The sequence below is a fragment of the Mycolicibacterium nivoides genome (assembly GCF_003855255.1).
Classification (GTDB): Bacteria; Actinomycetota; Actinomycetes; order Mycobacteriales; family Mycobacteriaceae; genus Mycobacterium; species Mycobacterium nivoides.
Genome location: NZ_CP034072.1, coordinates 6711495 through 6736207 on the forward strand (window position 1 = coordinate 6711495; position 24713 = coordinate 6736207).

At 67.0% G+C, this 24713-nt stretch carries 25 protein-coding genes; 10 read left to right on the top strand and 15 right to left on the bottom strand.

Features of this window, described 5'->3' with window-relative positions:
- Positions 1 to 25: 25 nt before the first annotated feature.
- The 4 genes from EH231_RS32705 to EH231_RS32720 are packed head-to-tail and all read right to left on the bottom strand — an operon-like array spanning position 26 to position 3999.
- On the bottom strand, positions 26 to 610 hold the full coding sequence (locus tag EH231_RS32705) for a GTP-binding protein (protein WP_090429548.1): 585 nt from the start codon (positions 608 to 610) through the stop codon (positions 26 to 28).
- Entirely contained in the window at positions 591 to 968 is a 378-nt protein-coding gene (locus EH231_RS32710; RefSeq protein ID WP_090429550.1) for a DUF742 domain-containing protein, read from the bottom strand. The genes EH231_RS32705 and EH231_RS32710 overlap by 20 nt, the downstream gene beginning before the upstream one ends.
- Positions 965 to 1420, bottom strand: a complete 456-nt coding sequence (locus EH231_RS32715) for a roadblock/LC7 domain-containing protein (RefSeq protein ID WP_234927341.1) — start codon at positions 1418 to 1420, stop codon at positions 965 to 967. Before EH231_RS32715 ends, EH231_RS32710 begins: the two co-directional genes overlap by 4 nt.
- A complete protein-coding gene (locus EH231_RS32720) occupies positions 1417 to 3999 on the bottom strand; it encodes a sensor histidine kinase (protein ID WP_124714073.1) in 2583 nt (860 codons plus the stop codon). Before EH231_RS32720 ends, EH231_RS32715 begins: the two co-directional genes overlap by 4 nt.
- A gap of 540 nt (positions 4000 to 4539) precedes the next feature.
- Between EH231_RS32720 and EH231_RS32725 the strand changes: the two genes are divergently transcribed.
- Positions 4540 to 4800 carry a hypothetical protein gene (locus EH231_RS32725; RefSeq protein ID WP_090429554.1) on the top strand — a complete coding sequence of 87 codons (261 nt, stop codon included), beginning with the start codon at positions 4540 to 4542 and terminating at the stop codon, positions 4798 to 4800.
- Between the two features lie 168 nt (positions 4801 to 4968).
- On the top strand, positions 4969 to 5778 hold the full coding sequence (locus EH231_RS32730) for a L,D-transpeptidase (RefSeq protein ID WP_090429556.1): 810 nt from the start codon (positions 4969 to 4971) through the stop codon (positions 5776 to 5778).
- A 236-nt stretch (positions 5779 to 6014) separates the two neighbouring features.
- On the opposite strand, the gene EH231_RS32735 is transcribed toward EH231_RS32730, so the two are convergent.
- Entirely contained in the window at positions 6015 to 6515 is a 501-nt protein-coding gene (locus EH231_RS32735; protein ID WP_090429558.1) for a hypothetical protein, read from the bottom strand.
- Between the two features lie 232 nt (positions 6516 to 6747).
- On the bottom strand, positions 6748 to 7611 hold the full coding sequence (locus EH231_RS32740; protein WP_090429560.1) for a DUF732 domain-containing protein: 864 nt from the start codon (positions 7609 to 7611) through the stop codon (positions 6748 to 6750).
- A 202-nt stretch (positions 7612 to 7813) separates the two neighbouring features.
- On the opposite strand from EH231_RS32740, the gene EH231_RS32745 reads away from it, so the two are divergent.
- The 4 genes from EH231_RS32745 (at position 7814) to EH231_RS32765 (ending at position 11066) form a co-directional block, all read left to right on the top strand.
- Positions 7814 to 8257 (top strand): hypothetical protein, encoded by a 444-nt coding sequence (locus EH231_RS32745; RefSeq protein WP_124714074.1) that lies wholly within the window; start codon positions 7814 to 7816, stop codon positions 8255 to 8257.
- Positions 8258 to 8323: 66 nt separating this feature from the next.
- Complete coding sequence (locus EH231_RS32750) at positions 8324 to 9163, top strand: SDR family oxidoreductase (RefSeq protein WP_124714075.1); 840 nt, start codon at positions 8324 to 8326, stop codon at positions 9161 to 9163.
- Positions 9164 to 9453: 290 nt separating this feature from the next.
- Positions 9454 to 10599 carry a glycoside hydrolase 5 family protein gene (locus EH231_RS32760; RefSeq protein ID WP_090430699.1) on the top strand — a complete coding sequence of 382 codons (1146 nt, stop codon included), beginning with the start codon at positions 9454 to 9456 and terminating at the stop codon, positions 10597 to 10599.
- Between the two features lie 14 nt (positions 10600 to 10613).
- On the top strand, positions 10614 to 11066 hold the full coding sequence (locus tag EH231_RS32765) for a hypothetical protein (RefSeq protein ID WP_090429565.1): 453 nt from the start codon (positions 10614 to 10616) through the stop codon (positions 11064 to 11066).
- Positions 11067 to 11074: 8 nt separating this feature from the next.
- On the opposite strand, the gene EH231_RS32770 is transcribed toward EH231_RS32765, so the two are convergent.
- The gene (locus EH231_RS32770; protein ID WP_124714076.1) at positions 11075 to 12145 is read right to left on the bottom strand and encodes an alpha/beta fold hydrolase; all 1071 of its coding nucleotides are present in this window, start codon (positions 12143 to 12145) and stop codon (positions 11075 to 11077) included.
- Positions 12146 to 12220: 75 nt separating this feature from the next.
- Between EH231_RS32770 and EH231_RS32775 the strand changes: the two genes are divergently transcribed.
- Entirely contained in the window at positions 12221 to 13117 is an 897-nt protein-coding gene (locus EH231_RS32775; RefSeq protein ID WP_090429569.1) for a LysR family transcriptional regulator, read from the top strand.
- Here EH231_RS32775 and EH231_RS32780 read toward each other — a convergent pair.
- Both EH231_RS32780 and EH231_RS32785 read right to left on the bottom strand, forming a co-directional pair.
- The gene (locus EH231_RS32780) at positions 13114 to 13467 is read right to left on the bottom strand and encodes a VOC family protein (protein WP_124714077.1); all 354 of its coding nucleotides are present in this window, start codon (positions 13465 to 13467) and stop codon (positions 13114 to 13116) included. The two genes, EH231_RS32775 and EH231_RS32780, sit on opposite strands and share 4 nt — an antisense overlap.
- Before the next feature lie 97 nt (positions 13468 to 13564).
- Complete coding sequence (locus EH231_RS32785) at positions 13565 to 14485, bottom strand: TIGR03619 family F420-dependent LLM class oxidoreductase (protein ID WP_163666245.1); 921 nt, start codon at positions 14483 to 14485, stop codon at positions 13565 to 13567.
- A 111-nt stretch (positions 14486 to 14596) separates the two neighbouring features.
- Here EH231_RS32785 and EH231_RS32790 point away from each other — a divergent pair, with 111 nt between their 5' ends.
- On the top strand, positions 14597 to 15376 hold the full coding sequence (locus EH231_RS32790; RefSeq protein WP_090429571.1) for an SDR family NAD(P)-dependent oxidoreductase: 780 nt from the start codon (positions 14597 to 14599) through the stop codon (positions 15374 to 15376).
- Here the strand turns inward: EH231_RS32790 and EH231_RS32795 are convergent.
- The 5 genes from EH231_RS32795 to EH231_RS32815 form a co-directional block, all read right to left on the bottom strand.
- A complete protein-coding gene (locus EH231_RS32795) occupies positions 15341 to 15976 on the bottom strand; it encodes a TetR/AcrR family transcriptional regulator (RefSeq protein ID WP_090429573.1) in 636 nt (211 codons plus the stop codon). The genes EH231_RS32790 and EH231_RS32795 overlap by 36 nt on opposite strands.
- A gap of 7 nt (positions 15977 to 15983) precedes the next feature.
- Positions 15984 to 17189: an FAD-dependent oxidoreductase gene (locus EH231_RS32800; protein WP_090429575.1), complete on the bottom strand. Its 1206-nt coding sequence runs from the start codon at positions 17187 to 17189 to the stop codon at positions 15984 to 15986.
- Positions 17182 to 19347, bottom strand: coding sequence for an RNA polymerase recycling motor ATPase HelR (helR, locus tag EH231_RS32805; protein WP_090430703.1), 2166 nt, complete (start codon positions 19345 to 19347; stop codon positions 17182 to 17184). Before helR ends, EH231_RS32800 begins: the two co-directional genes overlap by 8 nt.
- A gap of 115 nt (positions 19348 to 19462) precedes the next feature.
- Positions 19463 to 22009, bottom strand: a complete 2547-nt coding sequence (locus tag EH231_RS32810) for a DEAD/DEAH box helicase (protein WP_090429576.1) — start codon at positions 22007 to 22009, stop codon at positions 19463 to 19465.
- Positions 22010 to 22099: 90 nt separating this feature from the next.
- Positions 22100 to 22573 carry a carboxymuconolactone decarboxylase family protein gene (locus EH231_RS32815; protein ID WP_090430705.1) on the bottom strand — a complete coding sequence of 158 codons (474 nt, stop codon included), beginning with the start codon at positions 22571 to 22573 and terminating at the stop codon, positions 22100 to 22102.
- A gap of 86 nt (positions 22574 to 22659) precedes the next feature.
- Here EH231_RS32815 and EH231_RS32820 point away from each other — a divergent pair, with 86 nt between their 5' ends.
- Positions 22660 to 23514 carry an adenylate/guanylate cyclase domain-containing protein gene (locus EH231_RS32820; protein ID WP_170856371.1) on the top strand — a complete coding sequence of 285 codons (855 nt, stop codon included), beginning with the start codon at positions 22660 to 22662 and terminating at the stop codon, positions 23512 to 23514.
- Here the strand turns inward: EH231_RS32820 and EH231_RS32825 are convergent.
- Entirely contained in the window at positions 23468 to 24160 is a 693-nt protein-coding gene (locus EH231_RS32825; RefSeq protein ID WP_164481122.1) for a cutinase family protein, read from the bottom strand. The two genes, EH231_RS32820 and EH231_RS32825, sit on opposite strands and share 47 nt — an antisense overlap.
- A gap of 90 nt (positions 24161 to 24250) precedes the next feature.
- On the opposite strand from EH231_RS32825, the gene EH231_RS32830 reads away from it, so the two are divergent.
- Positions 24251 to 24661, top strand: coding sequence for a nuclear transport factor 2 family protein (locus tag EH231_RS32830; RefSeq protein WP_090429578.1), 411 nt, complete (start codon positions 24251 to 24253; stop codon positions 24659 to 24661).
- The last annotated feature ends 52 nt before the right edge of the window (positions 24662 to 24713 follow it).

The window sequence follows — 24713 nt, forward strand, 5'->3', positions numbered from 1 at the left end:
ACTGTGAGACTGACGGGCGGTGGATCTAGAAGGCTGTCGACGGAAGGCGTTCCAGCGCGAACGAGGTGATGGCGATCAACGCGTTCTTCGCCGAATCACGGTCCCGTGCATCGACGTTGATGATCGGGACGTTGGGGGACACCGACATCGCTTCGCGCAGCTCTTCGATGCTGTGGGTCGGGGAGTCGTCGAACTCGTTGACGGCGATCAGGAACGGCAGGCTGCGGGCCTCGAAGAAGTCGACGGCCGCGAAGCTGTCCTCGAGCCTGCGGGTGTCGACGAGCACCACCGCGCCGATGGCGCCGTGGACCAGGTCGTCCCACATGAACCAGAACCGCCGTTGCCCGGGTGTCCCGAACAGGTACAGCACGAGGTCGTCCGCGATCGTGATACGGCCGAAATCCATGGCGACCGTGGTGGTCTCCTTGCCGGGGATCGCCTCCAGGTCGTCATGGCCCTGCGACGCGTTCGTGACGAGGGCCTCGGTGCGCAACGGCACGATCTCCGACACGGCGCCGACGAACGTGGTCTTGCCGACGCCGAAGCCGCCGGCTATCACGATCTTCGTCGACGACACCGTGGGGCCGGAGTCAGAGTGCGCGTAATCCACTGAGGGTCCTTTCGATCAGTAGGCGCCGTTCTGCAACGGTCGAGCGGTCGGTCAGGGTGGCGTGAACACGAAGGTGGCCGCTGTCCACCAGGTCGCTCACCAGCACCCGGGTCACCCCGATGGGCAGACCGGCATGCGCCGAGATCTCGGCGATGGACGGTCGGCTGCCGCACAGCCGAACGATGACGGCGGGGATATCGCCTGGCGCGCAGTCGAGCTCACCGGCTGACAGCAGGGCCTCCACCGGAGCTTCGATCGGCACCTCGACCCGTGCGCGGGTCCGCCCGCCGGTCAGGGTGTATGGCCGCGCGCGACTGGCGGACTGTTTCTGCTCAGGCCTGTCCATACTCAGGGTCATCGAGCCCCATGTGTGGCGCGCGGTGTCGCCTCGACGGTCTTGCCGACCCGGTCGACGAGCAGCGCCATCTCGTACCCGACCTGCCCGATGTCGCACGAGATCGACGCCAGGGTGGCCAGATACGAGCCGTTGCCGACGCCCATCAACAGCAGGAACCCGTCGTCCATCTCGACGATCGACTGGCGCACGTTCCCGGCCTCGAACAGCCGGGCCGCACCGGCCGACAAGCTCGCCAATCCGGATGTGACAGCGGCCAATTGCTCGGCACGATCGGCCGGGAGGTGGGAGTTCGAAGCCATCAGCAGACCGTCGGCCGACACCAGAATCGCGTGTGACACACCCGGTACGTCACGCACGAAGTTGGACACGAACCAGTCGAGGGTTCCGGAGGTCCCTGACGGCGTTGCAGCAGAGCCCGCGGACCGGTCATGTGGTTGCGTGCCGGTGTTCATCGATCTCCTTCGATTCGGCTTTGTGCTGCGTCGGTTTCAGCCCGGCCCCTGCGTACGCCCGCCAACTGTCGGCTGAGGATGTCTCGGATCGCCGCGGGATCGTTCCCGCCGTCGGGCCTGGCTTGGGCTTCCGATCTTGCCTCATCCGGCACCAAGCGCGCTCCGCGTTCGCGAATCGGCAGTCCGGATGCGGTGTGCCGCTTGGGTTCCTGCTCGGCGGCCTTTGCGGCGGCGGCCCAGCCGGCGTCGGCGGCGCTGGCCCAGACGCGGTTGCGGGATTCCGGCGTCGTCGGGTCCATCAGCCACTCCGAGGCCATCCGCTCGAAGATGGGCGCACTCTCCAAACTCTCCGTCTCGATATCCACCCAACTGGATTTCTTGGCCGGTGCGGGTTCCGGGCTCGGCGGTTTCGAATTGCCCGGGTCGGAATTGCCCGAGGTGAAATAGGAAAGCGGATTTCCTCGCTGCTGGGGTTCGGGTTCCTCGGGGACGGCGGCCTGAGCGGGAGCCGGGACGGTCGCCGGATGTCCATTGACGCCGCTGGCACCGGGCGATCGTTTCGGCAGCCCGCTGGCGGTCGCCTTCGCTGGGGTGTCCGATCCACGTTCCGGCTGCGACGTGGTCTGCGAACCGTTCGGCTCGGGGAGTGCCGCAAGACCTGCGCCGGTGCGCGCACCGAGGACGGCTGCGGCGGCTCGCGGTCGTGATTCGGAAAACGAACCGGTCCGCAGATCGTCGAGCGTTTCACCCATACCGATGGGCGAGACCAGCGTGCCCGGAAGGTGCACGCTCGCCGTCACGCCGGGCCGCTCGGTCAACGCCGAGGTGGTACGCAGCCGCACCGTGGCCTCATGGCGTCGAGCCAACCGGCCGACCACGAAAAGACCCATCCGCTTGGCGGTTTCGGAGGTCACCTCGCCGCCGAGCGCGAGGCGTTCGTTCGCGGCGGTCAAGTCTTCCTTGGACATGCCGAGTCCCCGGTCGGCAACCTCGACCAGCAGGCCGGCGTCGACTGCGCGGCCGACCGTCACCATCACCGGCGAGTCCGGCGGCGAGTATCGGAGGGCGTTGTCGAGGAGCTCGGCGATCAGGTGGCCGATATCGCTTGCGGCCGAGCCGGCGATCGAGACGTCGGCTACGTGTCCGACCTGGACCCGGCGGTACTCCTCGACCTCGGACATCGCGGCACGCAGCATGTCGGGCAGTGCGACGGGTGCTGACGCGCGGTGACGTTCCACAGTGTCGGCGAGGACCAGGAGGTTGTCGCCGTTGCGGCGCATGCGCGTCGCGAGGTGGTCGAGGCGGAAGAGGTGATCGAGCCGGACCGGATCTTCCTCGTCCAGCTCGAGCGTCTCGATGAGTGCCAGCTGCTCTTCGACGAGTGAGCGGCTCCGGCGGGACAGGGTTTCGAACATGTCGCCGATCTGCAGACGGACACCGTGCTCACTGGCCAGGCGCACCGCCTGGGAGTGGATGTCGTCGATCGCGCGCGCGAGCTGCCCGACCTCTTCATTGGTACGGAACGGCAGCGTGTGGATCTCCGGCATGCCGCCGCCCTTGCTGAGGCGTTCGATCTCCTCGGGCAGCTCGACCTGCGCGACCTGCAGCGCGCCCTGGCGCAGCCGGCCGATCGACCGGATGAGGGAGCGGCCGACCGCGAGTGCGAAGACGAGGGCGGCCAGCACGGCGCCGAGGATGATCGCGGTGTCACGCAGAGCATCGGACCGCAATGCGTTGGCCCGATGGTGCAGCGTGCCGTCGAGGTCGGAGGACAGGCGCTGTGTCATGGCGCGGTACTGCTCGACGCTCGTGCGCATCGCGTCGGTGAACGCGGGCGTCTGCACGCTGTCGCCGGACGGCTGCGTGTAGCTGTCGCGTCGAACGTCGGATTCCTTGGACAGGGCCGCGACGTCGTCCGTGGGCGTCAGCCGGTTGAGCCGATCGATGGCGGCCGCCTCCGCGCCCGCGGCGTCGGCCGTCTCGGTACGCAGCTCGTCGGAATCGGCGAAGTCGGGTGCCGCGATCAGTACCCGCTGCGTCGTCAACGCTCGCTGGGCCGCGAGCGCGTCCACGAGTTGGTCCGCGAGCGGGCGCACGGTGCGGTCGTCGACGGTTTTGGTGGTCGTGGCGATCGCGGAGACGACACCGGACGCGACGGTGGATGCTCGATCGGCGATCACCCGCTGCGGCAATGGGCCCGATGTGATGTCGTCGCGCAAGGTCTTGGCGGTCGAGGATGCGGTTGTCAGCTGTGCGGCCACGGCCGGGTCGAACTCGGCGGACGTGATCAACGAGTCCAGGGCCTTCGCGCTCTCGTCGAACTGTGCGAGCGGTTCGTCGAGCGGCGCGCCCGAAGCGGCGGCATAGGCCAGCCCGTCGAGCCGGTCGACCAGCTCCACCGCCGGTACGACGATCACGGCGTTGTCTGACGCGAGGTTCAACCGCGATGCGGCCGACAGTTCGTTGTAGATGCGGACCGCGCCGAACGTCGCCGCGAGCAGGATCGGCAACACCAGGGTCGCGGCGACCTTCCACCGCAGCGGCCAGCTCTCGATAGACGTGCGAGACGTCCGAATCACGGTCGGATGCCCATGTTCTCCGACGCTCGGATCATGTGCATCCACAGCCGTACCACCCTTCACCGAGCTAATTGACGTTCCAGCAGGGATGCTCGGCCACGGGACAGGGTAAATGACGGGTAACGATTCTGCATCGACGGGGCTAATGGCGGCGCGTTCGCTGGCGCCCGTCCTTAATTTGTGCGTGCCGCCTACGTGCGGGTTTCTTGCGAATGTAAGAAACTGCCGCGATTGTGGCAGCCCCGACAGGCGGGGGTTCGAGGTTCTGGCCCGACTTCGGTAGCTGGCACCGCCGGTGGCGATGATCTTTATCGCTCGATCGCCCAAGCCCGGTTGCCGGGGGTAGCAAACAAGCGGACGAAAAAAAGTCAAATCCGGGAGTGTGAATTACGTCTCTGTGAGGCTCTTTCTAGTGTGTAAACGCCGTTTAAGAGCGATCCTTAATGTGTCCACGGCCAACTCAGTGCATCGTCTCAGCTTGGCCGAGCACTCTTGCCACTGTGTAGAAGTGTCGTGAAGCTCCGCTGGAGGTCATTGAAGATGGCGACAAAAGCTGCCGGCTCGACGGTCATCGAGTTGGCGACGCATCCGCTCTGGTGTTCGTCGCAGCGGTACTCGCGTGAGCTGGCCGCGGCCAAGCGCAGGCACCCCTCGTCCTATCGGCTTGAGGAAGACGACGACACCCTCGAATCTCAGCGGCTGCCTCAGTCGGGCCTGCGGACCAACGCTCTCGTGACCCCGCTCTCGTGCGCTCGGGTCCTCAAGCTGAACGCCGCCCGCGAGGAGGCCGTCGCGGACTGACGCTTCGGGAGATCGGAGCGTTCAGAACGTGCGACGGCTCGGCGCCGTGGCCGAAACGTGACGAACGCTTGACCGAATTGTCTACGTGTGACTGCACATTCGGGCCGCTGCGGACCAATACCATGACATCGTTCAAGATCATGGGGGCATCGCAGAGGGATCGAATTGATGCGCGCGGTTGTTCAGGGTGTTCTCGTTGTGGTCGTGGTTGCCATGACCTTCTTTTCCGGCGGTACGAATAGCGTCGACACGGCCGCGGTCAGCATGCCGTTGACGTCGACGATCGAATCGATCGCGCCCGCCGGAGGTGCCGTCGTCGGTGTGGGCCATCCGGTGGTGGTGACGTTCAAGAATCCGGTCTCGAACCGGCCTGTCGTCGAACGCGCCCTCGGGATGAAGTCGACGCCGGCACGCACGGGTACGTACGAGTGGCTCGACGCAAACACCGTGTCCTGGACCCCGGCTCAGTTCTGGCCGGCGCACAGCACGATGACGCTGTCGGTTGGTGGTTTGCGGACGGAATTCCAAACCGGCCCAGCCGTTATCGGTGTCGCCGACATATCCGACCACACCTTCACCGTGACCATCGACGGGTTGGGTGAAGACCCGCCGATCGCTCTGCCGGCGCCGCATCATCTGCCGCACGCCGGTGAACCGGGTGTGCTGCTGGCCTCCATGGGGCGTCCGGATTACCCGACCCCGGTCGGTACCTACACCGTGTTGGGGAAAGACCGCACGGTGAAGATGGATTCGAGCAGCGTCGGCATTCCCGTCGACGCCCCTGACGGCTATCTCCTCGATGTGGACTATGCGGTTCGCTTCACCCACCGTGGCCTGTTCGTGCATTCCGCGCCGTGGGCTGTCCCGTCGATGGGGCTGGACAACACCAGCCACGGCTGCATCAGCCTGATCCCGGCGGCCGCCGAGTGGTACTTCAACACGGTCAACATCGGCGACCCGGTGATCGTGCAGGAGTAGCGAATCCTGCTGGCGGCCAGTTGAACCGGCACACACCAGCCGCGCCGGTGACGACGGCAACGCAGCCGCCCGCGGGCAACCCTTGGCCTGTCTCGGCGCTCAGCGCCTCGGATTGCAGTCACTATCAGGCAGTGATCCGCGGCGTTGATGGTTGACAGAGGCGAACACCGAGGCACAGAAAAGGCGCCTGGCTCGCGGGCCAGGCGCCTTTTGTGACGCTGCGTTGTGGGGTTGGGCTAGCCGGCAGGGGATTCGTCCGCCGGACCGGGCAGCGTGGGCGTTCCGGCGACCGGTCCGCCCCCGGGCGAAACGGTCGGCACGCCCTTTCCGGTGCCTGCCGCGATGGCCACCGGGGCAGCGATGGGTGCCGCGGCGGGGACGGGGGCGGCGGCCGGTACGACTGGCACAGGGGGCGCCAGGGGTACCGGAGGGACCACCGGCGGCGGTACGAGAGGCACCGGCGGGACGGCCACTGGTGGCGGCGCGATGGGCACGGGCGGGACGGCTACCGGCGCCGCGGGAACGACGCCTGCGGCTTCCACTGCTGCGGCCGCACACGGTGCGGCCGGCGCCGCCCCAGCTGCCCCGGCGGCGGCGTCAAGGCATTTGTAGCCGCCGGTCTTGAGTTGGAGTGCCGCTGCCGCGTGCGGGCTCAGCGCTAGTGCGGCCCCGACTGCGGTCGCGCACAATCCGGCGCTGACAATAGTTTTGACCGTGATGTGAGCAAAGGTGGCCATCCCCGATCAGCTCCCTTGGGTCGTGCGGAAAATTACATCGATGAAAATTGTGACGAGCTGAACCGTAGAACTACCTGAAACCCGTGTCCAGGCAAGTTCTCAGATGGTTGCGGGGTCGACATGTGAGCGAGCCGTAGTCGTGACCGCATCGTGTCCGACCGGCGGCGTGCGCCGTGATAAGCAAGCGCGCATCAACAGCGAAATGCGTGGCACGGTGCGGATTTCGCAAACGTCAATGGCCGAGCTGCATGAGGATCCCTTTGGCTACAAGCTGTTCGAAGCTGTAGCTGAATTCGCCACGACGTCCGACGGACAGAACGTAGCGGTCCTCGCCTTCGGTCAGTGACACGGTGAAGGAGAACGTGCAGTTGGATTCGCCGCTCTTGCCCGGTCCCAGGGTGGTGCTCGCCAGGACAGCGCCCTTGCCGTTCTTGACGGTGACGAGGGTGCCGGAATTGACATCGGAGTATCCGTTGGCGCCCTGGCATGTTGTTCCGTCGGAGGTGATGCCCTCCACGCCGGCGTTGTCGGAGAGGACGAAAGTGCCATTCACCGTAGCTTTTTCGAGTACGCGGAAACCTTTGGAGAAATGCGGGCAGAACGTGTCGACCGCGATCTTGTCGGCCAGCAGGCCCTGTTGCGGTTCGCCGTCTTCCAGCCGGCGGCACACCTGCCGCCCGTGGGCGACGGCATTGGCGTCGGAATTGAACTGATCGCTGAGCCCGGCATCCCGCAGTGCTGCAAGGTATCCGGCTTCCGGCGGGGGTGGCGGCCTGCGGCCCGCCACGAGCAGGACCCACACCACCGCGGCGGTCATCACGATGATCACCGCCGCCGCGGTGGTTCCCAGCCAGGTCGACCGGATGCCCGCGGTCTTCAACTCCAGGTAATCGGGCAGCATCCGGCCGCCGGCTGGGTCGGTCGATACGGTCCGGCCGTCGCGGACCCGATTCGTGGGATGTCCGGTGACGAAGTAGCGACCTTCGTGGCGAGCCGTGGGGTCCGGGCGCCAGCCGGTCGACCTGGACCGGACCTGGCCACAGCGGCTGCAGGTGTCGCTGTCATCGAGTGGCGATCCGCAATACGGGCAGGTCATAGCGCGCGATCCGCCGCGGACAATCGACAACGGTTCGCCGGCGTCATCGTTGGGCCATCTGTCATCACTACCCGTTATATGCCGGTCGGTCCGCCTGCACAGCGCGCCGCTCAGATTTGGTTGCCGGGAAAATCGCAGGCGCCGCGTATTCGGGTAGCGCAGTACTCGCGATTGGGCGCGCATTCTGCCGAAAACTTCACCTATGGCCGAAGTCGAGCTCGTAGCACTTGTCGCTGTGGACGTGGCCGTAGCCGTGGCCGCGCCGGTCACGGCTGCCGCGCTGTCCACGTACTGCCCGCTTCAGATCGGGGCTGCCCTGGTCGGAGTATGGACTTTCCTGATGGTCTGGCGGATTCAGCACGGCAATTCCGAGCGGGAGAGGAAGCGTACGGCAGTGCGGGATGCGATCGTCTCGGCCTTCGTGGCGAGCTATCTGGTCATTGTCGGCTGGAGTCTGTTCGCACGGACGGACTCCGGGCATCTTGCGGGAAACCTCGACCCGCTCGCTCAAACTCTGCTGGCCCATTTCACTTACCTGACCGGGATAGTGGTCGCTGCCCATGTCGGTGCTGGTGCGGTGGAGGCGGTGGGTGCCAGGCGCTCGGGCACCCAACCCGATGTCGTAAGCGAAGGCACCCAGGAGTGACGCTGCTGAGCAGTCGCACGACCCCCTGAAGCTTGGCCGCGGATCTGCGGTATTACCGTGCTAGCCATGACACAGGTGACGGTGATCACTGGCGGCGCGGGTGGCATGGGTCTGGCGACGGCCAAGGTGGTAGGCCGCGACCGGGCGGTTGTGCTGTGCGATGTACGGCAGGATCGCCTCGACGACGCGGCTACCGCCCTGGGTGACCTGGGTATCCCGGCCACCATCGCCAACGCCGACGTCACCGATCGCGACGCCGTCGACCGGTTGTTCGAGACCGCGGCCGGGCTCGGCACCGTCAGCGCCGTCGTTCACGCGGCCGGGGTCAGTCCCAGCATGGGCGACGCCGAGTACGTCATGAGAACCAATGCGCTGGGCACGCTGCATGTCAACGAGTCCTTCTTCGCGTCCGCGCCCGAGGGCGCGGCGATCGTCAACGTGGCGTCGATGGCGGCACACCTGTTGCCCGAGGAAGTCATTCCCGCTCAGCAGTTTCCGCTGGCACTGCAGGATCAGGACCGATTCCTCGGCGAAATGCTGGCGGCGTGCGGCATGGCTCCGGAAGACATGAGATCGGGGTTTTCCTACGCCATCAGCAAGGCCTTCGTGAAGTGGTACAGCTGGTCGCAGGCCGAGCGATTCAATGGTCGCGGCCTCCGCATCGTGTCGGTTTCCCCGGGCTCCATCGATACCGAGATGGGCCGGCTGGAGGAGCAGGCCGGGGCAGGAGCGATGGTCGCCGATGCCGCGGTGCCGCGGTGGGGCAAGCCAGAGGAGATGGCGGACCTGCTGGCCTACTGCGTGAGTGAGCGGGCCGGTTACCTCACCGGCACGGACATCCTCAACGACGGCGGAGTCGTCGCCTCGATGCGGGAACGCGCGCGCTTGGCCGCTGCCGGCAGTTAGTCGGCCGCACACCGGCCGCACGGTCGTGGGATCATCGATGACGGCATGGGGGTGCCGGGCCTGAGCGGCCCGGTCGTTCAGCGTCAGCAGTTCGGTTTCCGAACGCCGGTCGGGGGGCTTGGCGTCGAACTTGTCGGGACATTGCCGGCGGACGCGTAGTCGATAACTCGCTGTGGAGTTGGGATCGCGGGTGCGACGGGTACCCCCTTTGATGCCGCCAGTGTTCGCACAGGGAGAAGCGTTTTATTCGTAAAGTGATGCAGGTCAACAGGAAAGACGACGGTGCCGGTATGGGCCGTCGTGCCGCGTTCAAGCTCTCGCTGCTCATGACCGCAGGGTTGTCGGTGACCAGGGCGCCGGGGGCCCATGCGCAGATCGACGGGCACGGGTCCCGCTGGTCACCTGAGCGGGCGCAACGCTGGTACGCCGCGCAGGGCTGGCTGGTCGGCGCCAATTTCATTCCGTCCAACGCGGGCAATCAGCTCGAGATGTTCCAGCCGGAAACCTATGACCCGCAGCGGATCGACAATGAGCTGCGCATCGCCAGGCTGGCCGGGTTCAACACGGTGCGGGTGTTCCTGCATGACCAGCTGTGGGCCCAGGGCCGCTCGGGCTTTCAGAACCGACTGGCCCAGTTCGTTGCTCTGGCATCCAGCCACGGCATCAAGCCGCTGTTCGTGCTGTTCGATTCCTGCTGGGATCCGTTTCCCCGGTTGGGGCGCCAGCGCCGGCCACGGCCCGGGATCCACAACTCGGTATGGGTCCAGAGCCCGGGTGCGCAGAACCTCGACGATCACCGCTACCGGCGAATGTTGCGCGAGTACGTCGTCGGCGTGATCAGCCAGTTCCGCCATGATGATCGGGTGTTGGGGTGGGACCTGTGGAATGAACCGGACAACCCCGCGGCCAACTACCGCGAGGTGGAACGGCAGGACAAGGTCGGCCTGATCGAGAAGCTGTTGCCGGAGGTTTTCGGCTGGGCCCGTTCGGTCGACCCCGTGCAGCCGTTGACCAGCGGTGTCTGGGACGGGGCCTGGGCCGACCCGCTGCAGCGCAGCGCGATGGCGACGATCCAACTCGACCTCTCGGATGTGCTGACCTTTCACAGCTACGACGACCCGGCCGGATTCGAGGCGCGGATCGGTGAGCTGGCACCGATGGGACGTCCGATCCTGTGCACCGAATATCTGGCCCGAGGTGAGGGCAGCACGGTCGAGGGTGTGTTGCCGATCGCCAAACGGCACAACGTCGGTGCCTACAGCTGGGGCCTGGTGGCGGGTAAGACGCAGACCTATCTGCCGTGGGATTCCTGGGATCATCCGTACAAGACGCCCCCACCGGTGTGGTTCCATGACTTGTTCCATGCGGATGGACGGCCCTATCGGGACGGTGAGATCCGCACGATCCGGAAACTGACCGGGCGGCCGTATCCCTGACGACGGGACTGTCCATGACGGGTGAGAAACGCCGTGCGACGGCGCTGTGGTTGCTGGCCGCAATCCTGCTGTTCACGACCGGGTGTGGTCCGGGACAGAGCAGGCCGGGCACGCAGGTCTCACCGGATACCGCAGCGCAATTCGGCGACGTGGTTGTCCCACCGGGTGTCGAGGTGCTGGCGGTCGACTCGGATTCGGGTATCGACACCCGGTACCGATTGGCGTTGCGGACCACGGATGCCCACTTGCCGGCATTGGTGTCGCAGTTCACCGCACAACCGCAGCCCTCGCAGATTCCGCGCACCACGCCGGTGATCGCCGGGCCGGAGTTGTCCACCGCGCCGAATCCCCTGTACGCCCAGGACCGGGTCACGACCAAGGCGGGCCGCAAGGTCCACCGCGAGATCATCGTCGACGAGCGGTCACCGGATGAGGTGTACGTGCACCTGGCGATGTACACCACCTGAGCCTGAGGTCAGCGGCCACCCATCCGGCTGACGTCGGTGATCGCGGCGACGAACTGCTCGGGCGCCTCCTGGGGCACGTTGTGTCCGATGCCGTTGAGGATGCGGTGTTCGTAGGGCCCGGTGTAGAGCGCGCGGTAGCCGGCGCCGTCCTTGGCCGCGCCGTCGAAGTCGGACCCGATCGTGATGGTCGGCACGGTGACGGGCGGCTTGGCGGCCAGCCGTGCCTCGTCGGCGTCGAAGCGGGCTTCACCGGGGGCCAGGCTGAGCCGCCACCGGTAGTTGTGCACGACGATGGCGACGTGATCGGGGTTGTCGAACGCCGCGGCGGACAGGGCATAGGCGGCGTCGTCGAAGTGCCACAGCGGTGAGGCCTTCGTCCAGATCAACCGGTTGAACTCCTTGGTGTTCTCGCGGTAGCCGAGTTCACCGCGCGGGGTGGCGAAGTAGTACTGGTACCACCAACCCAACTCGGCTTCCGGCGCCAGCGGCTTCAAGTTGGCGGCCAGGTTGACGGTGATGTAGCCGCTGACCGCGACCAGTCCCGCGCAGCGCTGCGGCCACAGGGCGGCGACGTTGTTGGCAGTGCGTCCGCCCCAGTCGTATCCACCGAGCACCGCCTCGGGGATGTTCAGGGCGTCCATCAGCGCGATGACGTCGTGCGCCAGTGCGGCCTGCTGCCCGTTGCGCACGGTATCGGCGGAGCGGAACCGGGTGGACCCGAAGCCGCGCAGGTGGGGCACGATGACGCGGAAGCCCTGATCGGCGAGCAGAGCCGAGGCGTCGGCATAGCTGTGGATGTCGTAGGGCCAGCCGTGCAGCAGGATCACCGGCTGTCCGTCCGCCGGACCGGCCTCGGTGTAGCCGACGTTGAGTTCGCCGGCGTCGATCTGCTTGACCGGGTTCATGGTGTGCGACGGCTTCGATGGGGCCCCAGTCGGCGGCCCCGGCGACGGCGCGGGTGAGGTGCCGCAGGCGGCGAGCGTGGCCGCCCCGGCGGCGGCCGCCGTGAGGAAGCCGAAGTTCCTTCTGCTCAAACCATTCACCGTTGCTGCTCCTTCTCGCGGGGTCTCGGTGTCCATCTCACCCGTCCGGACACATCAAGTCCAACGATTGAATGTGATGAGGCCCATCGACAGGATAGATAGGCTGACGCCGTGGAGTTACGACAGATCGAACACTTCATCGCCGTGGCCGGCGAGATGAGTTTCACCCGCGCCGCCGAGCGGGCGCATGTCGTGCAGTCGGCGTTGTCGACCTCGATTGCGAAGCTGGAACGTGAACTCGGCGTGGAGCTGTTCGACCGGTCGCGGCAACGGATCAGCCTGACCGCCGCGGGGGAGGCCTTCCGGTCGCATGCCTACGAGGTGCTGCACGCGGCCCGTGCGGCGGCCGAATCTGCCGGTCAGTTCCGCGGGTCTCTCATGGGAACAGTCGAATTCGGCTCGTTGATCTCGTATGGGCCGGTCGATGTCGGCGGTGCCCTCGGCGACTTCCACCGTGCCCACCCGTTCGTCAGGCTGCGGTTGAGGCTGAGCCAATCGGGTGCCTCGGCCTATCTGGCAGCACTCCTGGAGGGCTCGCTGGATCTGGCCCTGGTCTCGCTGCCCAACCGGTTCCCGGCGCAGCTGGACATGAAGCTGCTGTTCGAGGAGCCGATGGTGTTCGTCTGCCGCGACGACCACGCCCTGGCGCGTCGTCGCCGTCTGGAGCTGGGGGACCTGGCCGGCGAGGAGCTCGTCGGCTTCCCACCGGAGTTCGGGCTGCGACGCCTGATGGACGAGGCGTTTCACCGTGCCGGTGTGCAACCGCAGACGCAGTACGAGGTTCCGGCCGGGTTCGCCGCGATCGCCGAACTGGTCGGCAACGGACTGGGCACCGCCTTCATGCCGGCGTCCGAGGCGCGCCGCTACGGCGATCTGGGGACCGTTGTGCTGCGCGACCCGCCGGTATGGCAGGTCTATCTCGCCGCGCCGCCGGTCGAGCGGATGACACCGGCCGCGGCGCGGCTGGCCGAAACCCTGCTCGACGCCGCGGCTTCCGTGTCCGGCTAACGGGCCAGCGGGCTGTAGAACACCAGGCCGTTGCCCTTGTTGTCGTAGACCACGGCCCGGCGCTCGTGGGCATCGTCGTACGGGTGCTTGATGATTCCGCCGCCGCTCTCCTCGATGGCCTTGGCCGCACCGTCCACATCGGCGGTCTTGATCCCGACGACGACCTGCCCGGGGATCGGGTGATCCGCCGAAGTGGCCAGAGCGAGAGTCAGCGATCCACCGTCGAGCGCGGCGAAGTGGGCGCCATCGCGGAACTTCAGCGGCATTCCCAGCGTCTCGGTGTAGAAGCGGATCGACTCATCCAGGTCGTCGGTCGAGAGAATGATCATCCGCACGTCGTGGTCGCTCATCAGTGCCCTCCTATGGCTGAACGGTTTCAGGTTAGGGGCTGCACGGGTGCGGACATAGAGTCCTTGGTCCATCCGGGTCCCTTGACCACTACCAGTTCTACGGAACCTTCGGTTTGATCTCCTCTATCACCCACTGGGCATAGTCGAGATATTCGGCGACACCGCTGACGGCGGGCAGCGGCACGGCGCTGACCGTGACTCCCTGTTCCCCGAGCCAACACAACCGGTCGACGATTTCCTGCGCGCTCATCCCGGACCGGGCATCGGGGTCCTCGCGTACGGCATGCCCCTCGCCGACGCGCCTGGTCGCCATCCCGTGTACGACGTCGAAGTCCCGTCCGTCGTAATCCGGTTGGGACTTGATGAACTCGATCCGCTCGGCCAGTTGTTCCGGAGGGGTGAGAAACGACCACCATCCGGTGGCATGCTTCGCGGCGCGCCGTAGCGCCCCGTCGGCGTCCCCCCCGATCCACACCGGAAGGTGCGGTTTCTGAATCGGTTTGGGCTCGAAAGCGATGTCGTCGAAGGCCACGTATCGGCCTTCGAACCGTGGGGTTTCGCTGGTCCAGAGTTCGATGATGGCAGCCAGGTACTCGTCGGCAATCCGTCCCCGTTCGTGAAAAGGAACGCCGAGTAGTTCGAATTCCCGCTGCAGCCAACCGACTCCGAAAGTGACCATCATCCGCCCACTGCTCATCCAGTCGGCGGTTGCCAGTGACTTGGCGAGGACGAGCGGATGCTGGAGTGGCAGCACCGTGATGCAGGAGTTGAGCCGTATCCGTGAGGTGGCACCCGCGAGGTAGGCCTGCGCGGCGGTGGACTGCAGATAGTGCGGTCCGGACAACTCGACGTGTTCGCGCGGGATGGCGAAATGTTCGGGCACGGCGATCATGTCGTAGCCCAGCTCGTCGGCCCGCTTCGCCATGCGGGTCTGATCGGCGCCGGTGACTTCGGCCTCCCATGGCTGCATCGTCGCCTTGAGTCGCAGTGTGTGCGGCAGGTTGAAGATGAATTTCACCTGGTCTCCGTTCCGTCTTGCCGGGGCCGACGTGCAGGACTCTACATATATAGAGACTTTGTGGGGTAGGTTGTTCCAGATCAGGCCAACCACGGGAGACCTCGCCAAACGATGACGCTGCAATTCGATCTGTCGAACCGCCGGGTGTTGATCACCGGTGCCGGACAGGGTGTCGGCCGGGGACTTGCCGATGCTTTCGCCGCGGCCGGTGCCACTGTGCTGGTCAATGACCTCCGAGGCGAGCGGGCCGAGGCTGTGGCCACAGAGCTGCGGGACGCGGGCGGCGATGCGCTGGCGGTGCCGTTCGACGTCACCGACTACGAAGCGGTCACGCAGGCGATCACGAAGGCCGGGCCCGCCGACATCCTGGTCAACAACGCGGGCAACGCCGGGGCCGACGGATTCGCCGCCCGGATGCCTTTCGCGGACACCACCCCTGCGGATTGGGACCCGTTCCTGCAGGTGAATCTGTATGGGGTACTGCACTGCACGCGGGCAGCGTTGCCGACGATGGTGGAGCGGCAATGGGGCCGGGTCGTGACGATCGTGTCGGATGCCGGACGGACCGGAGATGCCAGCGGTGCGGTGTACGCGGCGGCCAAGGCCGGAGCCGCGGGACTGACGCGGTCGATCGCCTTGGAGAACGGCCGCTACGGCATCACCGCCAACAACATCGCGTTGGGCACCATGCGCACACCGCTGACCGAACCGCTGTGGGCTGAGATGGGCGACTCCCCGCAGGCCAAGGCGATCCTGTCGCGCTACCCGATCCGCAGGCCCGGCCTGCCCGAGGACGTCGCCTACCTCGCGGTGCTGCTGGCCAGCGACCACGGCTCCTGGATCACCGGCCAGACGCTACCGGTCAACGGCGGCTACTCCTTCGCGATGTGAGGCGGCCGGTGCCGCCGCGACGATCGCGGTGATGATGCCGTGCAATTCCTCGTCGGAGTTGATCGTGCGGTCGCCGCGAGCCAGGGCCAGCATCAGTCCGCTGATGAAAGTCAGCAGTACATAGGACTTTTCATCGATCAGGCCCGGGTCGGTATCGGACGGGCAGAGTGCGACCACCACGTTTCGGTGCAGCTCGAAGAACCGCTGCTGGTTGTGGCTGAACGCCTCGGCCAGGCCGGCGTCCCGGCTGGACGGCATCACCAGCTCGTAGCGGGCCTTGCTCCGCACCAGGCGCGCACCGGTTCCGGAGCGGATGACCAGGCGGGCCAGCCCGACCGCTGGTGACGGGCCGTCGCCGCCGTTGTCCGATCGGGTGGCCGCGGTGAGATCGGCCAGGTCGAGATCGGCGATGCGGTTGGCGGCCGCACGGATCAACGCCGAACTGGTGCGGAAGTAGAACGACGTGGTCCCGTCGGCAACCCCGGCCTTGCGGTCGACCTTCAGGTGGGTGACACCCTTGATGCCCTCACGGGCGAGCAGAGCGATTGCCGCATCGCACAATTCGCGTCGACGTTGCTCGGGGTTCTGTTTACCTCCCATGCTGGACCTAACGGCGGGCCGGCTCGGGCACGTGTTCCGGACGGACCCCGGTGCCCACCAGGTAGGCGGGGATCGCGGTGAGCTGGGGGAACCGGCGCACGATGCTCACCAGTGCCCCGGGTGGGGTGACCTCGGCGCCCGCCATCACCGGCGCCATCACCTGACGATGCAGGATCCGTTGAAAGCCCTGGGTAACGGCGGTCGGCAGGGTGCGCTGGCGCTGCACGGCGGCCAGGTCGGACTCGGTCACCCGGTGCTCGCGCAGCGGCTGGTACAGCAGGCGGGCGGCCGCGGCGGCGTCCTGGATCGCGACGTTGATACCGACCCCACCCACGGGCGACATGGCATGTGCGGCATCGCCGATGCACAGCACACCGTCGCGATGCCACCGCGGCAGGCGGTTGAGCTGGACGTCGAGATGTTTGACGTCGTCCCACGAGGTGAGTGTGTCCACGTCGGCCTCGGGGATCAGCCCGGCCAGCTCCGCGCGGAACGCGTCCAGCCCACGGGCCCGCAGCCCGGCGTCGCTGCCCTTCGGGATCAGGTAGGCGACCTGGAAGTAGCCCGTGCGGGGAATCATGATCAGCGCGCGTCCGGGTGCCGTGCGCGGGATCAGCGAGTACTGGCCGTCCTCGGTGCGCGGCAACCGGAACCACCACACGTCGAAGGGCACCGGGTAGTCCCGGGTGGTCAGCCCGGCCTCCCGCCTGACCACCGACGTACGGCCGTCGCAGGCCACGGTGAGCTCGGCGCGCAGCTCACCGTCGCCGTCGGGACCGGTGTAGCGCACCCCGGTGATCCGCTCGCCCTCGCGCAGCAGCCCGGTCACCTCGGTCCGCATGAGCAGCGTGAAGTTGGGTTCACCGCGGCCCGCATCGGCCAGCAGGTCGAGGAAGTCCCACTGCGGCACCATCGCCACGTACGGGTGAGGCTGGCGCAGCCGCCGGAAGTCGACGAGCGTCACCGGCTGACCGCCGACCGGGAACTGGGCCTTCTCCACCTTGCTGTAGCCGATCTTGCTGAACTCGCCGAAGAGCCCCAGCTCATCGAGCATGCGCATGGTGCTCGGATGCACTGTGTCACCGCGGAAATCGCGCAGGAAGTCGGCGTGCTTCTCCATGACGGTGACCGCCACCCCGCACCGCGCCAGGATCAGGCCGAGCATCATCCCGGCGGGACCGCCGCCGACGATCGCACATGTGGTGTCAGACATGGGCCAGACCGTTCAGCGCGTCGGGCAGGGGTTCGGTGTGCAGCACACCGAGGCGTTGCGTCGCGCGGGTGAGCGCGACGTACAACTCGGCGGCACCGCGGTCACCATCGGCCAGGATGTGTGCGGGTTCCACGACGAGTACCGCGTCGAACTCAAGGCCCTTGGTTTCCGAAGGGGCCACCGCGCCGGGCACCCCGGGCGGGCCGATCACCACAAAGGTGCCCTCGCGGGTGGCTTCATCTCGTGTGAATTCCTCGACAGCGGAAGGGATTTCGTCGGCAGTCAGCTGCTTCGACCACGGCTGCACGCCACACGCCCGCACCGACTCCGGAGGCTGAACCCCGGGTGCGAACTCGGCCAGCAGTGCTCCGGCCACCGTCATGATCTCGGCCGGGGTGCGGTAGTTCACCGACAGCGTCCGGTAGATCCACCGGCCCGGCACATACGGCTCGAGCATCCTGTCCCAGGACCGGGCGCCGGCGGCGGAGCGGCGCTGGGCCAGATCGCCGACGACCGTGAAGGACCGGCGTGGGCAACGGCGCATCAGGATCCGCCAGTCCATCTCGGACAGTTCCTGGGCTTCGTCGACCACAACATGACCGTAGGTCCAATCCCGGTCGGCCGCAGCACGTTCAGCGAGTTCCCGGGTATCGCGCTCGAGGAACCGGTCGGCCAGGTCCTCGGCGTCGATGAGGTCGCTGGCCAGCAGGTGATCCTCGTCGTCCATCAGATCCTCGCGGGCGATCATCAGGTCGAGCACCCCTGCGGCGTAGGCCGCTTCCTCCCGTCGTTCGCGTTCCGCGGCTTCGTCGGCCGCCTTGTCCCGGCCCAGCAGGTCGACCAACTCGTCGAGCAACGGCACGTCCGAGATGGTCCAGGCGCTGCCGTCGGCACGGAGCAGCCGGGGATCGGCGCCGGCCGCGGACAGCCGATCGGGTGACGAGTACAGCGGGGTCAGCAGGGATTCCGGGGTCAGGATCGGCCACAGCCGATCGAGTGCCTCGGCGAACGCGGCGTTCTCGTCGAGTTCGCTGACCACACTCGCCCGGAGCTCCTCCCATGCTGCCTTGTCCGCGCGGCTGAGCCATCCCTTGCCGATGCGGGCCACGGCGCGTTCGGTGAGGACGTAGGTGACGATGTCGCGGAACGTCGCGCGGGCCTCGTTGTGCGGCAGCCCGGTCTCGCGGGCCTCCTCGATGGCCCACTGCGCGATTTCGGCGTCGATGCGCACCGTGACGTCGGGCAGTTCGATGAAGATCGGCTCGGCGGGCACCTCCTGGCGGTCGGCCACCGCGGCGGCCAACACGTCGAGGATCTGCAGCGAGCCCTTGATCGCGGCCACCTCGGGCGCGTCTTCGGCGGTGACGTGCAGGCCGGGGACCAGGTCGCCGGGTGTCATGAACACCGCATCGGACTCACCCAGCGAGGGCAGCACCCGGCCGATGTGGTCCAGGAACGCCTCATTGGGCCCGACGACCAGAACGCCGTGGCGTTCGATCCGCTCGCGATGGGTGTAGAGCAGGTAGGCCACGCGGTGCAGTGCCACCACGGTCTTGCCGGTGCCCGGGCCGCCCTCCACCACGAGCACTCCGGTGTGTTCGTTGCGGATGACCTCGTCCTGTTCGGCCTGGATCGTCGCGACGATGTCGCGCATGCCCTCGCCGCGCGGGGCGTTCACCGCAGCCAGCAGTGCGGCATCACCTTCATCACCCTCGGTGGGCCGGCCCAGCACCTCGTCGGTGAAATCGAGCACGCGACGCCCAAGCGTGCGGAACTGGCGGCGCCGGCGCATGTTCTCGGGGTTGGCCCCGGTCGCGGTGTAGAACGGCCGGGCCAGCGGTGCCCGCCAGTCCAGCAGCAACGGTTCGTAGTCGTCCTCACGGTCGAAGAGACCCAGGCGGCCGACGTAGAGATGTTCTCCGGCAAGGGTTTCCAGCCGCCCGAAGCACAGGCCGTTGTCGGCCACGTCGAGCCGGTTGGCTTCCTTGGCCAGCGCCCGTACCTCGGCGTCGCGTTCCACCGCGGAACCGCCGTGCTCGCGCAGCGCGGTGCGGTACCGGTCACGTACCCGGATGCGCTCGGCGTCCAAGCGGGAGTAGAGCCCGTCGACATAGGTCTGTTCGGTCTGTACTTCGATGTCGTGCTCGTCAGTTGGCACGTTCCCCACAGTTACCTCGCTTATCCGTGGTTTGGTTCGGCCAGCGATTGTGCGCCATCACCGGGGCCTTGCCGCAAGGCCCGGGGTCCGCGATAAAATGGGGTTCAGCAACCGCTCACCCCATCCGGCCCACGTCCACGATACGCAGCACCGCGGCACCCTCCTCATCGCTGGCAGCCAGGTCGACTTCCACGTCGAAGCCCCAATCGTGATCTCCGGCAGGATCTTCGAGGATCTGTCGAATTCGCCACACCTGCGCCTGCCGGTCGAAGATCAGCAACGCCGGGCCACGGGCGTCGGCTCCGGTACCCACCTCCGCGTGCTCGTCGAAGTACGCCTCGCCCGCGTCGGCCCAGCGCTCGGCCGTCCAGCCGGACGCGGCGTCAAGCGCCCCGAGCTCGTCCCAGCGGGACCGGGCGAACAACTCGACCCGGCGGAACAACGCGTTGCGGACCATCGCGGTGAAAGCCCGCTCGTTGCCGGTCAGCGGGCGTGGCCGGGCCGGCACCGCGCGGATTTCTTGCACGGGAACGCCCGCCTCTTGGTCCGGGCTCGTCAGCTGCTCCCACTCGTCGAGCAGGCTGGAATCGACCTGGCGCACCAGCTCGCCGAGCCATTCGACGATGTCGGCGAGCTGCTCGGTGCGGGCGGCCGTCGGCACGCCCGAGCGCAGCGCCTTGAACGCGTCGGACAGGTAGCGCAGCACGGCGCCTTCGGAGCGGGTCAGCCCGTAGACGCTGATGTACTCGCGGAAGGTCAGGGCCCGCTCCCACATCTCGCGAACCACCGACTTGGGGGACAGGTGTCCGTCGGCGGCCCACGGGTTGGTCTGCCGGTACACCTCGTAGGTGTGTTCCAGCAGTTCTTGCAGCGGCTTGGGATAGGTGACCTCGTCGAGCAGCTCGATGCGTTCGTCGTACTCGATCCCGTCGGCCTTCATCTGCGCCACCGCCTCACCCCTGGCCTTGTTCAGCTGGGCGGCCAGGATCTGGCGAGGGTCTTCCAGGGTGGCCTCGATCACCGAAACCACGTCCAGCGCATAGGTTTCCGAGTCGGGATCCAGGACGTCGACCGCCGCCAGCGCGAAGGTCGACAGCGGCTGGTTGAGCGCGAAGTCGTCCGGTAGGTCGACGGTCAGCCGGTACCGGCGGCCGTCAGGTTCGGGTGTGTCGAGGCGCTCGATGACTCCGGCCTGCAGCAACGAGCGGGCGATCCCGACCGCCTCCCGGATGTGCTTGAGCTGACGCTTGCGGGGTTCGTGATTGTCGGTGAGGAGCCGTCGCATCGCCGCGAACGGGTCGCCCGGGCGGTCGACCACGTCGAGGATCATCGCCGTGGAGACCCGCATGTTGCTGGTCAACGGTTCGGGCGCGGCGTCGATCAGCCGGTTCATGGTGGCCTCGCCCCACGGCACCATGCCCTCAGGTGCCTTGCGCCGCACCAACTTCCGGCGCTTCTTGGGGTCGTCGGCCACCTTGGCGAACTGCTTGAGGTTCTCCACCTCGTGGTCGGGTGCCTGCACCACCACGGTGCCTGCGGTGTCGTATCCCGCGCGCCCGGCCCGCCCGGCGATCTGGTGGAACTCACGGGCGTTGAGCAACCGCATGCGGGTGCCGTCGTACTTGGACAGGGCGGAGAACACCACGGTGCGGATCGGGACGTTGATGCCGACCCCGAGGGTGTCGGTGCCGCAGATCACCTTGAGCAGTCCGGCCTGGGCCAGTTGTTCCACCAGCCGCCGGTACTTGGGCAGCATGCCGGCGTGGTGGACGCCGATGCCGTGCCGCACCAGTCGCGACAGGGTGGTGCCGAAGGTCGTCGAGAAACGGAAGCCGCCGATCATCTCGGCGATGGCGGCCTTCTCCTCCTTGGTGCAGACGTTGACGCTCATCAACGCCTGGGCCCGCTCGAGGGCGGAGGCCTGGGTGAAGTGCACGACGTAGATCGGCGCCTGTTTGGTGTCGAGCAGATCGGCGATGGTCTCGTGCATCGGCGTGGTGGCGTACGAGAAGAACAGTGGCACCGGCCTTTCCGCCCCTGCGACCAGCGCGGTCGGACGTCCCGTGCGGCGGGTGAGGTCCTCACGCAGGAACGTGACGTCGCCCAGCGTCGCCGACATCAGCAGGAACTGGGCCCTGGGGAGTTCGAGCAGCGGGACCTGCCACGCCCAGCCGCGATCCGGGTCGCCGTAGAAGTGGAACTCGTCCATCACCACCAGGCCGATGTCCGCTTCGGCCCCTTCGCGCAGCGCGAGGTTGGCCAGGATCTCGGCGGTACACGCGATGATCGGCGCGTCGGCGTTGACCGACGCGTCCCCGGTGAGCATGCCGACGTTGTCGGCCCCGAACACATCGCACAGCGCGAAGAACTTCTCACTGACCAATGCCTTGATCGGGGCGGTGTAGAAACTGACGCGGTCCGCGGCGAGCGCCGCATAGATCGCCCCGGTGGCCACCAGGGATTTGCCGGAACCGGTCGGCGTCGCGAGGATCACGTTCGCTCCGCTGACCAGTTCGATCAGCGCCTCCTCCTGCGCGGGATAGAGCGTGGTGCCGTTGGCCTCGGCCCAGCCGGCGAAGTCGGTGAACAGGGTGTCGGCATCGTTGCCCTTGGCATGCAGCGCCGACAGGTCGCTCGGGTCATCGAGGAGGGGAGTGGTCATGTTGATGACCAGCGTGCCAGTTCGCCCGTGCCGCCGTTCGCCCCGGTCGGCACCCCATACGGTGCGCCGACCGGGACTGCTTGAGCGCCGTTATCCGAACTGGCCGGGCTGGTAGTCGCCGGCGGGCTGCTGAATGATCACGTTCAAGCGGTTGACGGTGTTCATGAAGGCGATCAGGCAGACGAGCGCGGCCAGTTGATCCTCGTCGTAGTACTTGACCGCATTCGCCCACACCTCGTCACTGACCCCGCCCGCCGCGTCGGCGATCCGGGTGCCCTGCTCGGTCAGTTCCAGGGCCGCGCGTTCGGCCTCGGTGAACACCGTTGCCTCCCGCCACACCGCGACCAGATTGAGGCGCTGCTGGGTCTCCCCGGCGAGAGCGGCGTCCTTGGTGTGCATGTCGGTGCAGAAGCCGCAGCCGTTGATCTGGCTGGCGCGCAGTGCCACCAGTTGGTGCGTGGTGTCTGGAAGCGCCGAGTCGGTGATCACCTTGCCCGCCGAGGTGACGTACTTCAGCATCTTCACGGCGGTCGGGTTCTCGAACAGGTTCAAACGAGCATCCATGGTGCACTCCTGGTTGATGGTGACTACACCCTCAAGACACCGCGACTCGACGGAATGTGACATGCGGCGATAATCAGCGGGTGCAGATGCCGACCACCCTTGAGTCCGTCTTGTTGGTGGTGGTCGTCGTGCTGTTCGCGGCGTTCGTCACGTTCCTGGTGCTGTTCATCGTGAGCCGGCGGCAGCTCGCGAACGCCAGGCGTGAGATCGAGCGCATGAAGCTCGAGGACGATGACCGCAGGCGGAAGCGTCGTCGGGGTGTGGCGCCGTTGGCCATCAAGACGGTGTTTCAGACCGCGGACATGCTGATCAACAAAGGGCTGGGCGCTACGGTCCGCAACTCGATCGAGGACCTGGCCGGATGGGCCCAGGTGGAACGGCCGGATCTGGCTCGGCTGACCGCTGACGGCCGCGTCGTCATCGTCTTCTCCGACATCGAGGGCTCGACCGAGTACAACGCCGCGATGGGTGACCGGGCCTGGGTGAAGCTGCTGGAGAAGCACAACAAGCTCGTTCAGGCGCGCGTCGTCAAGCACGGCGGCCACGTGGTCAAGAGCCAGGGCGACGGATTCATGATCGCGTTCGCCGACCCGGAGAACGCGGTGCGGTTCGCCACGGACGTGCAGAGCGCGCTCGCGGAGAATCCCCAGCGGTGGCAGGCGATCCGGGTGCGGATCGGAGTGCACATGGGGACGTCGGTGCGCCGTGGTGACGACCTGTTCGGCCTCGACGTCGCGATGGCGGCCCGGGTCGCCGGTCAGGCCGACGGCGGCGAGATTCTGGTCAGCGAACCGGTCGGGGAGGCGGTCAGGCACCTCGATGACATCGTCCTGGGTGCGGCCCGCGAAGTGGAACTGAAGGGCCTTCCCGGGACCCACCGGCTCTATCCGGTGCTCACCGTCGAGCAGCGGGCGCTGGAGGCGGCTGGACGTGACGCGTGACCCATTGCGCGGCGAGCTTGATCAGGCCCGATTTCGGGTAGGTGATGTGCGCGTTCCAGTCCTGGCCGAGCGAACAGATGGGGTCGTTGGTGTTGCACAGGTCCGCGGTCCTGGCGCCGAAGTCCGGGCTCATCCGCGTCAGCGGCTGGCCGAGGCGCGCCGACGGGTTGCCGAAAACCACGACCGAGGCGACGCGCGGGACGACCGCGGCAGGAAGCGGCGCGCTGTAGCCGAGGCCGGCGACGGGGGAGGTGGCGACGACGTCGACCACCGCCGCGCCCTGTGAGTAACCGCCCATCACGATCTTGGTCTTGGGGCAGCGCGCCGCGGTGGCCTGGATGCGCTTGCTCATGTCGGTGGCCCCGGCGGCGGCCTTCATGAAGTCCCACGACGCGGGGTACTGCACCGCGTAGGTGTCGACAGTCGAGCCTTTGACCATGGGGCGCAGCGTGTCGACGAACGCCTTGCCGACATTGCCGATACCGGCGGGTTCGTCGGTGCCGCGCGCGAACACGACCTCGATGTCGGGACACTTCGGCGCGGCCGAAGACAGGGGAGCTGCGATCGGGCACACCGCGGCGGCGGCACCTGCCGCCGCAACTCCGGCCCGGCGGCCCGCGCGCCGGGCCCACCTGCCGAAAGGCATGCCTCTCCTCGAAGTGGACCTGTCCGATACCGGATGAACCGTTATCCCCAGTTATCACTTCTACCACTGTTTTAACAGCGGCGCCCAGACATGGCGGGGTCGCGCAGTGGGTACTCGATCACCGTGACCAGTCCAGTACTCGACGAACTTCTGCACATCGAACGGGCAGGGTGGGACTCGCTGTGCGAGTCGTCCGGCGCCGATTTCTACGGCGAACTGATGCTGCCCGACGCCGTCATGGTTCTCGCCAACGGCATGGTGATGGACCGCAATACCGTCGTCAGCGCGCTGGCGCAATCCCCGCCGTGGCGTGCCTATGAGATCAGCGGAGTTCGGCTGATCGCGCTCGACGACGACAACGCCGCTCTGGTCTACACGGGTACGGCCTACCGCGACGGGGATGAGCCCGCGTTCGTCGGTGCCATGTCCAGCGTCTATCACCGGGTCGACGGGGTGTGGAAGCTCACGCTGTATCAGCAGACCCGCAAGCCGGACCAGTAAGCGGGCGTGACCTCGCCGGTCGCGTCGTCTGTGTCCCGCATATGGTCGAGCG

Bases quoted from the DNA above. Each gene is read 5' to 3' on its own strand.
- EH231_RS32810 (WP_090429576.1), bottom strand. From the start codon at position 22,009: ATGACCACTCCCCTCCTCGATGACCCGAGCGACCTGTCGGCGCTGCAT.
- EH231_RS32800 (WP_090429575.1), bottom strand. From the start codon at position 17,189: ATGTCTGACACCACATGTGCGATCGTCGGCGGCGGTCCCGCCGGGATG.
- EH231_RS32790 (WP_090429571.1), top strand. From the start codon at position 14,597: ATGACGCTGCAATTCGATCTGTCGAACCGCCGGGTGTTGATCACCGGT.
- EH231_RS32770 (WP_124714076.1), bottom strand. From the start codon at position 12,145: ATGGACACCGAGACCCCGCGAGAAGGAGCAGCAACGGTGAATGGTTTG.
- EH231_RS32710 (WP_090429550.1), bottom strand. From the start codon at position 968: ATGACCCTGAGTATGGACAGGCCTGAGCAGAAACAGTCCGCCAGTCGC.
- EH231_RS32715 (WP_234927341.1), bottom strand. From the start codon at position 1,420: ATGAACACCGGCACGCAACCACATGACCGGTCCGCGGGCTCTGCTGCA.
- EH231_RS32740 (WP_090429560.1), bottom strand. From the start codon at position 7,611: ATGACCTGCCCGTATTGCGGATCGCCACTCGATGACAGCGACACCTGC.
- EH231_RS32830 (WP_090429578.1), top strand. From the start codon at position 24,251: ATGGCGGGGTCGCGCAGTGGGTACTCGATCACCGTGACCAGTCCAGTA.
- EH231_RS32735 (WP_090429558.1), bottom strand. From the start codon at position 6,515: ATGGCCACCTTTGCTCACATCACGGTCAAAACTATTGTCAGCGCCGGA.
- EH231_RS32795 (WP_090429573.1), bottom strand. From the start codon at position 15,976: ATGGGAGGTAAACAGAACCCCGAGCAACGTCGACGCGAATTGTGCGAT.
- EH231_RS32820 (WP_170856371.1), top strand. From the start codon at position 22,660: ATGCCGACCACCCTTGAGTCCGTCTTGTTGGTGGTGGTCGTCGTGCTG.
- EH231_RS32765 (WP_090429565.1), top strand. From the start codon at position 10,614: ATGACGGGTGAGAAACGCCGTGCGACGGCGCTGTGGTTGCTGGCCGCA.
- EH231_RS32750 (WP_124714075.1), top strand. From the start codon at position 8,324: ATGACACAGGTGACGGTGATCACTGGCGGCGCGGGTGGCATGGGTCTG.
- EH231_RS32825 (WP_164481122.1), bottom strand. From the start codon at position 24,160: ATGCCTTTCGGCAGGTGGGCCCGGCGCGCGGGCCGCCGGGCCGGAGTT.
- EH231_RS32780 (WP_124714077.1), bottom strand. From the start codon at position 13,467: ATGAGCGACCACGACGTGCGGATGATCATTCTCTCGACCGACGACCTG.
- EH231_RS32760 (WP_090430699.1), top strand. From the start codon at position 9,454: ATGGGCCGTCGTGCCGCGTTCAAGCTCTCGCTGCTCATGACCGCAGGG.
- EH231_RS32815 (WP_090430705.1), bottom strand. From the start codon at position 22,573: ATGGATGCTCGTTTGAACCTGTTCGAGAACCCGACCGCCGTGAAGATG.
- EH231_RS32725 (WP_090429554.1), top strand. From the start codon at position 4,540: ATGGCGACAAAAGCTGCCGGCTCGACGGTCATCGAGTTGGCGACGCAT.
- EH231_RS32730 (WP_090429556.1), top strand. From the start codon at position 4,969: ATGCGCGCGGTTGTTCAGGGTGTTCTCGTTGTGGTCGTGGTTGCCATG.
- EH231_RS32745 (WP_124714074.1), top strand. From the start codon at position 7,814: ATGGCCGAAGTCGAGCTCGTAGCACTTGTCGCTGTGGACGTGGCCGTA.